Below are 14,495 nucleotides of genomic sequence, written 5' to 3'. Positions count from 1 at the left end.
TACGCCACACCGACGAAATGCGTAGCATTTTGGAGGTTGGCTCTGAACAGTTACAAAAAAATTAAGACTAGAAAAGAATATGAAAAAGCCCGTATCAAACGTTATGTTTGTACGAGCTATGTAAATCAGTTATGTTGGAAAAACCACGGTAATCTTTAATGATTTTTCATCTTTTGTCTCTGCGCTTATCTTCCCATGATGGGACTCCACAGTTGCGGCAGCAATGGAAAGTCCCAAACCATATCCTCCGGTTTGAGAATTTCTGGAGGCATCGGTGCGATAAAACCGGTCAAACAAATGAGAGGTTTGTTCTTTGGAAATAAATTCTGTTGTATTGAAAACAGACAGATAAATACGATTTTTCTTTTTTTCTAAAGCGAGTGAAAGAGTTCCATTTTCGTTCGTATATTTTACTGCATTGTCAAGAAGAATTGTTATAAGTCCGCGGATTGCTTTCTCATCACCGTTCATAGAAATCAGTGGTTCAATCTTGCTGTCCAGATTAATTTGATGCACTTTTGCCGGAGCCTGAAAAGTATGGCATACCTCTTCTACGATATCTGACAGTGGAAATTCTATTTTTGTGTCTCTGCTTACCCCTTCTTCCATTCGGGAAAGCATAACAAGAGCATTGGTCAGATCGGCAAGCCGGCTTGTCTGTGCTTGTATATCCTGTAGCCATTCGTTTTCACCGAAGTCCATTTCTAAAATCTCTGCATCTGCATCAATAATGGTCAATGGGGTCTTCAATTCATGACCTGCATCTGTAATGAATCGTTTCTGCTTTTCGTAATTATCGGAAAACGGTTTTACGATACGTGCTGACAAACCAAGCATTAAAATAAATACAGATAAGAGTCCGATACCGGATACACTAAAGGTTGTAAGCAAAAAGTTGTGAAAATTATTTAATTGTCGTCTGCAATCCAGGAAAATAATGCGTACATTGCCGTTAGACGAATACATACGATATCTGTAATTATCCTGGAATCCTTCTTCTGATTTTTTCTTCCATACTTCGGAAGCATAGTTCACAGCTGTTTCAGTATCGACAGATGCAATCTTTGAAGTATCTGTTAAAATAATCGTTCCATTCGCGTCATACAAAACAGAAAAATATCTGGATTCGTATGGAATTTCTGCCGACATACCATGAGGATCATCTGTTTTCTCTCTTGGTTCCATTCTTGGAAAAGTTCCATCATTTTCCTCTAAGATATCAAGAATCCGGTCAGCATCCGCCACAATCTTCTTATGATTTATAATACCTACAATCCCTCCGATTACAAAAAGGACAAGGAAAAGAGAGACCATAGAAGTAGCAATCAATTTAATACGAAGTTTTTTAATCATGTCAGCTCCTCCAATGAATATCCGGCATTTCTTGTTGCTTTAATCTGAATGTCTGCGTGGAGGGCTGTTAATTTTTTCCTTAAATACGAAATATACACCCATACTACGTTGATTTCTGTATCACTGTCATATCCCCAGATTTTTTCTAAAAAACGTTCGGAAGGAATCAATTGATGAGGATTGGACATTAAAAGCTCTAACATCTGAAATTCTTTATTCGCGAGTCGGAAACTGCCCTTTGCTGTAGAAAGCTCAAAGGTTGCCCGATCTAACGTAACATTTCCAAAAGTCAGCTTAGATGTTGTCTGTGCCGACTGAGTTCTTGTGATAGCGCGAATTCTTGCTAACAGTTCTTTGGAATGAAAAGGTTTTGTCAAATAGTCGTTCGCTCCGGCATCCAGTCCTTCCACTTTATCATCAACTTCTGATTTTGCTGTCAACAATAAAATCGGAATCAGGTTTCCTTTTTCACGAACTTTTCTTAATACCGTAAGTCCATCGATCTTTGGCATCATAATATCTAAGATCACTCCGTCATAATTATCTGTTTCCAAATATTCCAAAGCACTTTGTCCGTCGTAAACAGCATCTACGGAATAATTATTTCTCTCCAGAATGGCTGTCAGCGCCTTTGATAATGCCTTTTCATCTTCAGCTAATAATAAGCGCATGTGTAGTACTCCTTTTGCTTGTCATATTTTTGCAATCTTTTTTAAGTTAAGACTTACTATATCACAAAATGATTAAAAAAAGAAGAAGGTGTTGCCGTATCAGCGGACAACACCTTAATGCTTACATAAAAATCATTAAAATTTAATTTTCAAATTTTCCCATCATAATATCTTTAGATAATCCGATTCTGTTTGTTTTAAAATGGAAGAAAGGACGTTCCGGAAGTGCAATAATATCAATCGGATGCATATATTCTTCCAGACAATCGTATACTTTTTCACGAATATCATCCACCGTGTATCCCTTATCAAGAACAACAAAAAGATATGGCACAAAGCAACGATGATGTTCCGGATCAGGAATGATTACAAAAAATTCATCATCAATTCCCGGGATTTCTGCGTCTGCAAGAAGGTTTTCCATCGGAAGTGTTGCAAGAGAACCACCGCCATAGCGAGGTGCGTCTCCTCTGGTTAATGCATAAATTGTTCCGTCTTCCTGCATATATCCAATATCTCCGGTATGCAGCCATCTTGTTCCGTCAGAATGTATCATGATAGCTTTTGCGGTTGCTTCTGGGTCATCGTATCCAAGCATGGTTCCAGGTCCACATTGACAGATTTCTCCCATTGTGTTATATGTAAGCTCTTCTTCTGTGCCTGGCTTAAAAATCGAAATTGTAGTTAACGGCATTGGAATTCCGACATTTCCATTTCTAATTGGATGAGGTGTTAACGGGAGTGACATATTTGAACCGGCTTCACTACATCCATATCCGGTTGTAAATGTTGCTTTACAATTATGGTCGTTCAAGAATTTTTGTGCACGCTGCAGCTGATTGTTGTTATATGCTTCACATCCGGCTCCGGCGGAAAACAGGTGAGACATATCATAATCATCCGGAACTCTGCCATTTTTCATAACTGTTTCAATAAACATAGGAATCAGTGGCCAGCAGTTCGGACGATAGCGCATCATTTCAAGATCGACATCTTCCGGTGCTACAAACGGGCTCAAAATCAGCAATTTATCTGAAGCTAAAGGCAGAAGCAACATAGCAACAACGACTGCCACAAGAGACGGTGTGAGCTGTGTCACGAGCCAGGTTGGACGAAAATCACTGGATGCACCATAAAAGTTCATCTGATGCATATTTCCGATCATTGTGTGGGCAGAATGGATTACCTGTTTTGATGGACCGGTAGATCCACTTGTATAAGCACGGAAAAGTGGACGGTCAATGTTTTTTTCTGCCTCTACAGTACCTTGATACGCTTCTCCTAATTTGAGAAATTCATTCCAGGATATTGTACACGGACCATACGCAGGATAATCTGTATAAAGTGATTCAAGATAATTCCAGCAATAATCCGGGACTTCTGATCGATTGGCACTTTGTATAGAACTTAAGAGAACAGCTCCGCGTACACCTGCTTCATTACGATATTTGTTCAGGTCTTCATGAGATAAGAAATCCTGTGCGATAATCATTTTTGCACCGGATTTTTTTACTGCATCAACATTTTCCTGAATCGTATTATCTCTGCAAAGAAGGGAAGCTCCGATTTTTTCTGCTGCAAGAAGTACGTAGATGAATTCAGGTACAGCGCGTAAAAACATTGGGATTTCGTCACCTTCACCAAAACCGATTGCTCGAAGGGAACGTGCTACTTTATCCACCTGCTCTTTTACTTCTTTCCAGGTTATTTCTCTGCCATAGTAATGAATTGCTGCGACATCATCTCCCGGGCAACGTTTCAGTAAATATTCATAAACCGTATCTTCTGGAATAGAAAGTCCTTCCATCAACTGTGGTGGATAATACTGCATCCATGGGCGATCAATACTCGGTTTTCCTGTCAGTGTTCTAGTCATATTTTTATCTCCTTCCTGTTTTCAGAATACTCATGGATCTAGAATTCATCTTCGAAAATAAATCTCATGAAATATTTTAAAAATATGTCTTAGTTTAACACTGAATTTCTTGAACGGGTTTGATTCAAGATGCAGAAAAAACAGGTATCTGATTCATAAAATCAAAAAGAAAGTTCAATTACGACAATCTTGATTTCTAGTTACCAGCTATCTTTCCCATATAGTAAAATCCTTTGCATTCATCAAGATGAACGTCAACCAGCTGACCGATCAGACTTTCATCCCCCGGGAAATGGACGAGCAGATTATTGCTCATACGACCTGTCATCAGGTGATTGTCATGTTCATTGACACACTCTACAAGAACGGTCTGTACCGTTCCCTCATGAATTGCACATTGTTCTGCGGAAATTGTCTGAACCTCATGTAAAAGACGATTGAAACGATCTTTTACAACGTCTTCCGGAACCTGATCTTCCATTACTGCAGCAGGTGTTCCGGTACGTTTTGAATAAATAAAAGTAAACGCACTGTCATAGCGCACTTTTCTTACAACATCAAGAGTCTCCTGGAAGTCCTCTTCTGTCTCACCAGGGAAACCGACAATAATATCAGTAGTAAGTGAAATATCCGGAACTGCTTTACGAATCTTTTCAGCAAGTGCAAGATACTGTTCTTTGTCATAATGACGGTTCATGAGTTTCAGGATCCGACTGCTTCCGGACTGAACCGGAAGATGCAGATGTTTACAGATTTTTTTTGATTTACTCATCACTTCAATCAATTCATCTGACAGATCCTTCGGATGTGAAGTCATGAAACGGATTCTTTCAAGTCCTTCAATTTTTTCAATCTCCTGAAGAAGCTGTGCAAATGTCATCGGTTCTTCAAGGTTCTTTCCATAAGAATTGACATTCTGTCCAAGCAGCATGACTTCTACAACACCATCTGCAACAAGACGTTCGATCTCACGGATGATTGCCTTTGGTTCACGGCTTCTTTCACGTCCACGTACATAAGGTACAATACAGTAACTACAAAAGTTGTTACATCCAAACATGATATTTACACCAGATTTGAACGGATATTTTCTTTCAACCGGAAGATCTTCTACAATCTTGTCTGTATCTTTCCAGATATCAATGACTGTTCTGTCAGACTGTATTGCAGATGTTAAAAGTTCTGCAAATTTGTAAATGTTGTGTGTGCCGAAAATAAGGTCAACAAAGCGGTAGCTCTTTTTTAGTTTCTCAACAACTTCCGGTTCCTGCATCATGCATCCGCAAAGTGCGATCATCTTATGTGGATTCTTTTTCTTAATGGAACCAAGTTGTCCAAGACGTCCATAAACACGAAGGTTTGCGTTTTCACGAACAGTACAGGTATTGTAGATTACAAAATCCGCTTTCTCTTCATCCGTTTCTTCTGCATACCCGACCTTCTCTAAAATACCAAGCAGTTTTTCAGAGTCCCTCGAATTCATCTGACAACCAAATGTCGTCACACACGCAGTTAATGGACGCCCCAGTTTCTCAGACATTTCAGCAACATATTCTTTTGCTTTTTCCATAAAATAATACTGGCGTGCAGGCTCTTCCAACGGAGCATTCTCCACCAGCTTTACATTTTCAATTATTTCTTTCATTCTCATTTCCTTTATACAAACTGATTGCAGGATGCATCATAAGCATAGTCAATCAAATCTAATTTATCTGTAAGTTCTTTTTTATTTACTTCCATCTCTTTACATAACTGATCCAGTGATGGATAAAAATCTCTGAGCTTTGTATTTATGACGCTCAGAAGGATGACTGGATCCTGTGGTAAATTCTGTAACATGATCCTAGTTTCCTTTCTTGTTCATATATTTTTCGCCATACTTCTCACCAAGATTAACAATACTTCCATCTTTTTGTTCCATGTCAATATTGTTCAGCTGGCTTCTTAAGTTCACTCGGATAAGTTCCATATATTCTTTACGAAGAATCTTCTGTTCTTTCGCTTCTTCCGGAGTGAGTCCTTCCGCTTTTGATTTTTTATATAATTCATTGATACGATCAATCTTCTTTTGTTCCATTGTCTATATCTCTCCTTTTTCTTGTTCCGTTTAATGTTGCGATATTCTTTACTGTTCACTACCGTGTCAATCACTCCGCTGATTGACACGGAGGATGCGTATTTTGACTTGAATGCATCTCGCCCCATCGCCAAAGGCGATTTAAAATGGCGAGATGCGTTGCTGGTCGCACCTCGTGTGAACAGTAACCGATATTTTTTCCGCTGATTCTGTATTATACACGATTCTGTGCACTTCGTCCACTTTTTTAACTGGAATAATTCTCAAGAAAACCATACAGTTCTTCGGCAGACTTAAGATAGATTCCATTTTTCAGATCCTGTTGTACTTCATCCGGCAGATTATTTACGGATAGGCTGGTTGTTTCGTAAAGGGTTGTCCCATCTTGCAGATAGACAGCAACATATCCATGCAGCTCTTTCAGATAATAGGCATCATCTGAAACAGACTCTCCTTTGGCTGAACTGCGTCTGGTTTGAATGGAATCATTTTTTTCATTTTTAGTCAGTTCTATAGCTTTTTCCTTTTCCAGTAGATTGTTGTAACTAACCTGGTAACCTGCAATCAAACATCCGGTAATCAGAAATAAAACAGAAAAAAAGCCAATCATGTATTTTTTCATCGCAAATCGCTCCTTTTTTCATACAGTATTGGCTTTTTTATTTTTTTTATTCTTCTACTTTTACGGCTGGAAGCAGATGGAATTTCTTAGAAATTCTCAGGATACGTCCACCCATTGGAAGATCAAGGATATCATCTTCAGAAAGTGTTCCGATCTTCAACATAACAACCGCATAAACAAGTATTGCTACAAACAGTGAAATGCATACTGGAATTACACGACCGCCGATCAGTGTATCAAACAGTCTGAATACGCCGAAAGTTACAATGCCCATCACTGCTGCTGCAGCGAATGGTTTTCCGAAAGTGCTTACAAAATCGATTTTGAAACCGCTGACTTTTCGAATCTTGAGCAGGTTCAAAATACTCATTGCAAGTGCAAATACAATATTTCCACCCACCAGTGCATAGACGTTCATCTTGAATACAGTCATCATCAGTACAAATGCTACCAGATGAATTCCAAGAGCTGCTGCAGCATTCTTTGCGGGACTTGTCATGTAGTTTAATCCATGAAGAATGGAATTCGTTACAGAGGAAAGTCCATACAGTACAACAACGATAGCTCCTGCCATCAACAGACGCGCCGGTGTTGCACTGGAGTCATTGTACAGCAGAACCATAATTGGGGAAGCAAGTACAAAATAACCGATACAACTTGGAATAGCAATTACCATTGTAAGACGTAAAGTCTGGTTAATCTTATTGTGAACCTGTTTCTTTGTACCTGCTGTAACAACAGCTGTAAGACTTGGCACAAGAGATGTTCCAAGTGCGTTCGCAATTGCCATCGGGACATTGATCAGGGTGTCGTATTTACCGGTGTAAATACCCTGAAGAGCCATATATTCTTTCTCTACATAGCCTTGTGACTCCATAACATGATTAAAGATTGTAAGGTCGATAATCTGGTTAATATTATATACAGCGGTACTGAATACAACGGGGATTGCTGTTAAAAGTAATGCTTTCAGAAGGAAAGAATAACTTTCAACATTCTGGGTGCGGTCTCTTTTAAGCTGTTTGCGTATTACATTTTTATATAAAAAAATGACAAACAAAAGAAATAACAATCCAGATAAAGAGCCGATAACCGTTCCAAGTGTACTTCCGGCAGCACCGTAAGCAGGTCCGAGAAGCTCCTCTCCGGATTTTTCTCCTGCCTTTGTTCCGATACCAAAGAGGACACTTGCGCCGACAATACTGATCACGGCATTAAATACCTGCTCAATGATCTGTGAGATAGCTGTTGGAAGCATTGTTCCCATTCCCTGGAAATATCCACGGATAACAGCCATAACTGCAACAATCAGAAGTCCCGGGGCAAGAACCCGCAATGCGTAAACGCTAAGTGGAGATTTCATTAAATGTGTTGAAATCAGTCCTGCTCCTAAAAAGATTGTCAGCGAGATGAATAATCCAACACCGATTGCAAAAGCAAGTGAACAGATAAATACACGGAATGCATTTCGTCTCTGACGCTTTGCAAGTCGGATTGATACCAGCTTGGATACGGCAGTCGGAAGGCTGAATGATGAAATCATCAGAGCGATTGCATAGACCTGATAGGCATATCCATAAAATCCGTTTCCTTCATCTCCTAAAATATTCGTCAGCGGAATCCTGTAGACTACGCCTATGATTTTTGTAAGTACAGCTGCTGCTGCAAGTATCGAACCCTGGACAATATAATCATCCTTTTTCGTTCGTTTTTTCGTTGTTTGTGCCTCAGTTTCAGACATAACTTCCTCCTAGTGTCCCATTCCTTAAAATCTATTTAATATATGTATCCTATCAGCGGAAAATACCGACTTTTTCCATGATTTCTTTCTGTTTTGCTTCCATAACAACACGTTCTTCATCAACCATGTGATCGTATCCAAATAAGTGAAGCATACTGTGTGCAATCAGGAAAGCATACTCTCTTTTGGGTAAATGTCCATATTCTTCAGCCTGGGATAACACTTTTTCCTTTGAGATAACGATATCACCAAGCATCAATTCTCCGGATTCCGGATTAAAGGCTTCTGCACTTTCTTCATCAATCACGGAAAAATCTCCCGGTTCTTCGTATTCGATCATAGGGAAAGAAAGTACATCTGTTGGGCGGTCAATTCCACGCTGTTCCAGATTCATTTCGTGAATCTGGGCATTCTCAGTCAAAAGAAGATTGATCTCTGCTTCATAAGGACAGTCTGCAAGTTCTAATGCAGCGTCAATAACTAATGCGGCAATCTCTTCTGTATCAAAGTCTAACTTTATATTCCCCTCTTCTTCGATAAAAAGACTCATCCTTTTTTCCTCCTGTTTTCTCTCGGTCTGGACGATTTCTTCTCATAGTCCTCATATGCTTTTACAATTTTCTGAACTAACGGATGTCTTACAACATCTTTGCTTGTCAGCGTACAGATGTTGATCCCTTCCAGATCTTTTACAACCTTTACAGCAACATCAAGTCCGGATATTGTTCCGGATGGAAGATCTTTCTGCGTAGAATCACCTGTAATAACAACTTTGGATCCAAAACCAATTCTTGTTAAGAACATTTTCATCTGGGCCGGCGTTGTATTCTGTGCTTCATCAAGGATGATGAACGCATTATCTAAAGTACGTCCGCGCATATATGCCAAAGGAGCAACCTCAATCAATCCTTTTTCAGAATTCTTAAGAAAACTGTCAGCTCCCATGATCTGATAAAGCGCGTCATATAAAGGTCTTAAATACGGATCAATCTTGCTTTGCAGGTCTCCCGGAAGAAATCCAAGCTTCTCTCCGGCTTCAATTGCCGGGCGCGTCAGGATGATTCTGCTTACTTCTTCGCGCTTGAATGCTGTGATTGCCATTGCCATCGCAAGATAGGTCTTTCCTGTTCCGGCAGGTCCGAGACCGAAAGTGATCATTCCATTTCGAATTGCATCAACATATTTTTTCTGACCTAATGTTTTAGGTTTGATTGGTTTTCCCTGTAGTGTATGACAGATCAGATCTTTATCAATAGAAACAAGGGCTTCTTCCTGATCTTCAAATACGAGCGAGATTGCATAGTCTACATTCTGTTCCGTAATCGTATTTCCTCGTTTAGCAAGTTCCACAAGCTGTGTAAGTACACGCTGGGCTTTCTGTGCAGCAATTGTATCTCCTACAATCTTGGTTGCACCGTCACGTGAAATCAATGTGACATGAAAAGTTCTTTCTATTTTCTTTATATAAGTATCAAACTGGCCAAATACATTCATCTCGTATTCAGCCGGAATATCAATGATCAGTTCCGACAGACTCATCCGGTTCGTTCCTTTCTAAAGTTATTCTTTCGGTCTCTGTTTCCTCTTCAATCTGCTGATTCAGATAGAGCGTACCTGAAGCCGTTGCCTTTTCGGCAGATATATATATCTTAACATTTTTTTCATTAATTTGAATACCCTTTTCCTCTAAATCTTTACAAAAATAGCGAAATCGACTGCTTAAAATTGTCTGCATCTCTTTTTTCGTATATTTTATTTTCTTGAAGCCGTATTTTTTTATTGTTTCATGCCCATAAAAAACAGGAAGTGAAAAATTTTCTCCCAGTTTTAATTGATGTGCTATACACAATTTTTCAGAAGTAGCGGACATTTTTGGCTTCCATGTTTCTAACCGGACAGATCCGATTTGAATAAATCCGGACTTTTTAGTTTCTTTTGTATATACTTTTTTATTATGATAACAGGAAATTATATCCAGATAAGAAATCTGTGTATCAGCGAAAATATCTGCATCGGCATGCGTATATTGATATCCGGTAATTTCACCACTGTCATCCAGGATGTCAATTCGCCCAGATACAAGTAAAGTTCCTTTCGTTACAGAATCCCCGATATGTACCTGAGGAATGCCGGTGCGTGTAATTAAGTTTGTGATGATTCCATCAGTAGAAGCAACAAGATCAGCAGGTAAAGGATCGGTCTTGTTACTCTTATCTGCCTGAGTAGATGAGATGATAGGAAGCGCATCTTCATTTTCTTTTATCTGTATTTTTAATCGGCTGCCGTCAAGAGAAGCAGATACCCAAACGATATCATTATATTCTTTTCGAAGGGCTTTGACAATCCCCTGACAATCTACATTTTTCTTTTGCATTCCAGGATAAATCCCCTCTTCTTTCAGAAACGTTGTCAAGGTCGTGTCAGTCCATCTTTTATTTCCCTGAAAATGAATATCCCATAGAAATTGCGAGTAACAATCGATTAGAAAAATGCATAGGAAGATGCTGATAAAGAATAGTTTTCTTTTTCGGTAGCGATAAAGAAAAAAAGGAAAGCCATACCGTTTTTTTAGTATGACTTTTGTATGTGTTTTTCTGACATAAGGACGAATCTTTCGAAAATCAGATAAACTCAAGTATAATTCATAATTTGTTTCGATACGGGTCAATCCCCAGAATCGGATGCGGTGATAACAGCAGAGATTCAGAAATCGTTCTGGGGAGTATCCTTTGATCTGAATCTTCACATAACCGGACAAGTAGCGGATCAGGCAATGAATCACCCCGGATTCCTCCCCTCGGTAAATTCTAAAGATGATAATGCTCCAGTTACTTTCATCTCATCATTTGTGTAGTATTGAATCCGGAGTCGTTTTCCCTGGATCCTGATCTGTCCTGCCCGCGTCTGCACACGGATCAGTGCATCTGTGTATTCAATAATGCCCCGATAATTTTCAATACATAATTCATTTCGTCCTAAAATGGTTATAACAGAAGCATTCTGAATCACATCTTTTGGGAGATCCATTGCGGATGCCATCTTTTCTTTGATCTGCTCTCGGTTCATTGAAGTTTTTTATATAAAAATCCTTTGTCATCAGTATATGAATATATCACGATGTCCTATACCAGTTGTTTTCTGTGACAGATCTCTATTTATGATAAGGTTCACCGTTGATGATCCGATAACTTCTGTATATCTGCTCTAACAGAATGACCCGCATCAACTGGTGTGGAAAGGTCATCTTGGAAAAGCTTAATGCATAGTTCGATCTTGCGAGCACTTCTTTGCCCAAACCAATGGATCCGCCAATGATAAATGTGATATGGCTTGTTCCCTGAATTCCAAGTTGATTGATTTTTGCAGAAAGTTCTTCAGAACTAAGAAGCTTTCCGTTAATCTCAAGAGTGATCACATAGGTATCCTCTTTTACATACTTCATAATACGTTCAGCTTCTTTATCGCGAATTGTATTTTCCACGACATCACTTGCATGGTCAGGTGTCTTTTCATCAGCTACTTCTATAATCTCCAGTTTGCAGTATCGGCTTAATCGCTTGCTGTATTCTGCAATTGCATCTCGCAGATATTTTTCTTTTATCTTTCCTACGGTTATTAATGTAATCTTCATTTTTCTGTTCTTTCTGAATAAATTTTAATCATGCATGCCTGTCAACTGTTATTTTGATAAGCTGTCAGCAATTTCGTAAACATAGAGTTCGTGAAGAGCTCTTGTTGCGCAAATATATTCCGCCTGATTTTTAAGCGGATTTTCTTTTGCACCGCGAAGTGCGAAAACCTGGTCAAATTCCAGCCCTTTTGCAAGATAAAATGTGGTTACTGTGAGTCCTTTCTTAAATGCGGAACTGTTACGATCCACATAGGATACGTTGATACCACGCAGTTTCAGGAGACGGCTTAAGTCAAAAGCTTCTTCTTCTGTTGTTGTGATCAGGGCAGCAGTTTCAAAGTCTCCCGGACATTTTAAATGACAGACAAGTTCATCAAGCAATTCCGTATCTGTGTTAAATGTCTTTTCTACGACTTCTTTTCCATGGCGGTCCAGTAACTCAAGATCAGATACTCCACTGACTTTTTCCGCATACCGGGCAATTTCTAATGTATTCCGGTAACTCTTTTTGATTTCAATCGTTCGGATCTCACGTCCAAGTAATTTAGGGAGAAATCTCAGTACATCCTGTTGCTTTGTATCCAGTGTCTGTGCACGGTCTCCAAGAATAGTCATTCTACAATGAAACAAGGATTCCAGGATGGTGTATTGCAGATAAGTGTAGTCCTGCATTTCATCAATGACAAGATGTTTAATGTTCTTATGAGTTGAATTCCCACCGGAAAGACGATATTTAAGATAAAGCATAGGAAATACATCTTCATAAGGGAGCTTTCGTTTTTCGTACGGAACTTCCGGCAACAGATCACAATCACAGTCATCAAGCATCCAATTATAAATGGTGTAAATATCTTTCGTTGTGTACATCTTGTCGAACTTCATCTGAAGCATCTCCTGATCATCCTCTGAAATATTTCTGCCTTTCAGAGTTTCCCAGGAATCGATAAAATAGTCTTTTACAGCATCCATACGTTTCAATAACGGAGTCTCTGTGAATTTATAATAGAACAATTGGATCAAGTCTTCTTCTGTCAATGTCATTCCACGGAACTCAATTTCTTTGAATTCCATCAGACGATCTTCCAGAATCGCAAGGAAACCTTCTATTTCACCAATAAAATCTTTGGATTGTTTCCAGTCAAAACGATTCTGAGCTGATTCATCCGGAAACTTCATCCGACGTTCCAACTGATCATAACGATCCTCACAGTCTGCTGCGACACCTTTTCGAAGCTCTTTGTAGGCGTAGAGATCAAAACTCATCTCACGGATATTCTCTTCTCCTAATTCTGGGAGAATATGTGAGATATAATCTGCAAATACGCTGTTCGGTGAAAGAATCAGTATGTTGGATGATTTCAGAGTGTCGCGTTCATGATATAAAAGATATGCAATTCGGTGTAAAGCAATCGAAGTTTTTCCACTTCCGGCAGCTCCCTGGATTACAAGGATTCGATCTTTCGTATTTCGGATAATTGCATTCTGTTCTTTCTGGATCGTGCGGACGATATTTTTTAATTTTACATCACTGTTTGTTCCAAGTTCTTTTTTCAGAATATCATCATCGATCTTTGTATCACTCTCAAAGGCATAGACAAGTTCTCCATTCTGAATCTTAAACTGCCATTTTGAAAGAATCTCTCCATCCAGTCTTCCGGCAGGAGCCTCATAGCTTGCAGAGCCTTTATCATAATCATAAAACAAACTGCTGACCGGAGCTCTCCAGTCGTAGATCAGCGGCTGCATACCGTTCTTTTCAGCAAAATTTCCGATTCCAATATAAAACGGTTCCGGTTCGTCATCTCCATCATACATAAAATCGACACGTCCGAAAAAAGGTGCATCTAACATTTTCTCAAATCTATGTTTTAATTGCAACTTCTCATTATTAGCGTTGACCTGATGAAGGAGTGCCTGCTGATTATCGTAATCTTCGTAACCATACTCATCCATCTCCGTATAATTTTCCCAGTAATATTCCTGCATGTTATCAATCTCTTTCTGTCCATCAGAGAGAGACTGCCCTATTTCTTCCAGTCGTTTTTGTAACTTTATCTCAACATCTTCAAGGAAGCATCTTCCATCAAATCGATTGTCATTGCTGTTATAATTCGTCATATGTTTTATATTTCCCCCAAAATAGATTTTTGCTTCTTAGGTTTATTGAAATGTATGACAAATTTCCATAGGGTTCTCTTTTTAATAGAACTCTATGGAAATTTGCAAACATTTGGTTTATTATTTTACCATATCTTCGAACAGGTTGTCATCTAATTTGAGCAAAATTGCTGATAAAATGGGTAACAGTTCAGCTTTCGGGTTGAAAAGCTAATACATTCAAAATATCTATGGAGTTTATTGTCCTTTATGCCGATTTCTTCTCGATATTCACCTATTATCTATTCTTCTTTCTTATAAAATAAACAATAAGAGCTACAATAACTATAATTAATGCAATATTTATGATTGTGTAAATCAAATTTATCATATTCTTACCTCCCTCGTATAATATTCCACCTTTTTC

At 38.9% G+C, this 14,495-nt stretch carries 14 protein-coding genes; all 14 read right to left on the bottom strand.

The genetic code is table 11. The features are described from left to right. Positions 1-129: 129 nt before the first annotated feature. Positions 130-1,353 (bottom strand): sensor histidine kinase, encoded by a 1,224-nt coding sequence (locus tag LI162_RS08765; protein ID WP_196021035.1) that lies wholly within the window; start codon positions 1,351-1,353, stop codon positions 130-132. Next, on the bottom strand, positions 1,350-2,024 hold the full coding sequence (locus LI162_RS08760) for a response regulator transcription factor (RefSeq protein ID WP_196021033.1): 675 nt from the start codon (positions 2,022-2,024) through the stop codon (positions 1,350-1,352). Before LI162_RS08760 ends, LI162_RS08765 begins: the two co-directional genes overlap by 4 nt. Positions 2,025-2,166: 142 nt before the next feature. Further along, a complete protein-coding gene (locus LI162_RS08755) occupies positions 2,167-3,900 on the bottom strand; it encodes a class I adenylate-forming enzyme family protein (protein WP_227156314.1) in 1,734 nt (577 codons plus the stop codon). A 196-nt stretch (positions 3,901-4,096) separates the two neighbouring features. Then, entirely contained in the window at positions 4,097-5,545 is a 1,449-nt protein-coding gene (gene miaB / locus LI162_RS08750) for a tRNA (N6-isopentenyl adenosine(37)-C2)-methylthiotransferase MiaB (RefSeq protein WP_196021031.1), read from the bottom strand. Between the two features lie 11 nt (positions 5,546-5,556). Then, positions 5,557-5,739 carry a DUF4250 domain-containing protein gene (locus LI162_RS08745; protein WP_020437024.1) on the bottom strand — a complete coding sequence of 61 codons (183 nt, stop codon included), beginning with the start codon at positions 5,737-5,739 and terminating at the stop codon, positions 5,557-5,559. A gap of 4 nt (positions 5,740-5,743) precedes the next feature. After that, positions 5,744-5,977 (bottom strand): DUF896 domain-containing protein, encoded by a 234-nt coding sequence (locus LI162_RS08740; RefSeq protein WP_015529262.1) that lies wholly within the window; start codon positions 5,975-5,977, stop codon positions 5,744-5,746. A 247-nt stretch (positions 5,978-6,224) separates the two neighbouring features. Beyond that, complete coding sequence (locus LI162_RS08735; RefSeq protein ID WP_054751224.1) at positions 6,225-6,599, bottom strand: hypothetical protein; 375 nt, start codon at positions 6,597-6,599, stop codon at positions 6,225-6,227. A gap of 46 nt (positions 6,600-6,645) precedes the next feature. Beyond that, the gene (locus LI162_RS08730) at positions 6,646-8,340 is read right to left on the bottom strand and encodes a putative polysaccharide biosynthesis protein (RefSeq protein WP_196021029.1); all 1,695 of its coding nucleotides are present in this window, start codon (positions 8,338-8,340) and stop codon (positions 6,646-6,648) included. A gap of 52 nt (positions 8,341-8,392) precedes the next feature. Beyond that, positions 8,393-8,890, bottom strand: coding sequence for an rRNA maturation RNase YbeY (gene ybeY, locus LI162_RS08725; protein ID WP_015529265.1), 498 nt, complete (start codon positions 8,888-8,890; stop codon positions 8,393-8,395). Continuing rightward, positions 8,887-9,879, bottom strand: coding sequence for a PhoH family protein (locus tag LI162_RS08720; RefSeq protein WP_015529266.1), 993 nt, complete (start codon positions 9,877-9,879; stop codon positions 8,887-8,889). The genes ybeY and LI162_RS08720 overlap by 4 nt, the downstream gene beginning before the upstream one ends. Further along, positions 9,854-11,122: a sporulation protein YqfD gene (locus tag LI162_RS08715; protein WP_196021027.1), complete on the bottom strand. Its 1,269-nt coding sequence runs from the start codon at positions 11,120-11,122 to the stop codon at positions 9,854-9,856. The genes LI162_RS08720 and LI162_RS08715 overlap by 26 nt, the downstream gene beginning before the upstream one ends. Beyond that, positions 11,119-11,406, bottom strand: coding sequence for a sporulation protein YqfC (gene yqfC, locus LI162_RS08710; protein ID WP_196021025.1), 288 nt, complete (start codon positions 11,404-11,406; stop codon positions 11,119-11,121). The genes LI162_RS08715 and yqfC overlap by 4 nt, the downstream gene beginning before the upstream one ends. Before the next feature lie 85 nt (positions 11,407-11,491). Next, complete coding sequence (rlmH, locus tag LI162_RS08705; RefSeq protein WP_196021023.1) at positions 11,492-11,971, bottom strand: 23S rRNA (pseudouridine(1915)-N(3))-methyltransferase RlmH; 480 nt, start codon at positions 11,969-11,971, stop codon at positions 11,492-11,494. 48 nt (positions 11,972-12,019) lie between these two features. Next, a complete protein-coding gene (locus LI162_RS08700) occupies positions 12,020-14,089 on the bottom strand; it encodes a HelD family protein (RefSeq protein ID WP_227156312.1) in 2,070 nt (689 codons plus the stop codon). Positions 14,090-14,495 lie beyond the last annotated feature (406 nt).

Source organism: Mediterraneibacter sp. 210702-DFI.3.120, from assembly GCF_020561005.1.
Lineage (GTDB): Bacteria > Bacillota > Clostridia > Lachnospirales > Lachnospiraceae > Mediterraneibacter > Mediterraneibacter faecis.
This window is presented reverse-complemented; position numbering and strand designations above follow the sequence as displayed.

Bases quoted from the DNA above. Each gene is read 5' to 3' on its own strand.
- rlmH (WP_196021023.1), bottom strand. From the start codon at position 11,971: ATGAAGATTACATTAATAACCGTAGGAAAGATAAAAGAAAAATATCTG.
- LI162_RS08720 (WP_015529266.1), bottom strand. From the start codon at position 9,879: ATGAGTCTGTCGGAACTGATCATTGATATTCCGGCTGAATACGAGATG.
- LI162_RS08755 (WP_227156314.1), bottom strand. From the start codon at position 3,900: ATGACTAGAACACTGACAGGAAAACCGAGTATTGATCGCCCATGGATG.
- LI162_RS08700 (WP_227156312.1), bottom strand. From the start codon at position 14,089: ATGACGAATTATAACAGCAATGACAATCGATTTGATGGAAGATGCTTC.
- yqfC (WP_196021025.1), bottom strand. From the start codon at position 11,406: ATGAACCGAGAGCAGATCAAAGAAAAGATGGCATCCGCAATGGATCTC.
- ybeY (WP_015529265.1), bottom strand. From the start codon at position 8,890: ATGAGTCTTTTTATCGAAGAAGAGGGGAATATAAAGTTAGACTTTGAT.
- LI162_RS08745 (WP_020437024.1), bottom strand. From the start codon at position 5,739: ATGTTACAGAATTTACCACAGGATCCAGTCATCCTTCTGAGCGTCATA.
- LI162_RS08765 (WP_196021035.1), bottom strand. From the start codon at position 1,353: ATGATTAAAAAACTTCGTATTAAATTGATTGCTACTTCTATGGTCTCT.
- miaB (WP_196021031.1), bottom strand. From the start codon at position 5,545: ATGAAAGAAATAATTGAAAATGTAAAGCTGGTGGAGAATGCTCCGTTG.
- LI162_RS08760 (WP_196021033.1), bottom strand. From the start codon at position 2,024: ATGCGCTTATTATTAGCTGAAGATGAAAAGGCATTATCAAAGGCGCTG.
- LI162_RS08730 (WP_196021029.1), bottom strand. From the start codon at position 8,340: ATGTCTGAAACTGAGGCACAAACAACGAAAAAACGAACGAAAAAGGAT.
- LI162_RS08740 (WP_015529262.1), bottom strand. From the start codon at position 5,977: ATGGAACAAAAGAAGATTGATCGTATCAATGAATTATATAAAAAATCA.
- LI162_RS08735 (WP_054751224.1), bottom strand. From the start codon at position 6,599: ATGAAAAAATACATGATTGGCTTTTTTTCTGTTTTATTTCTGATTACC.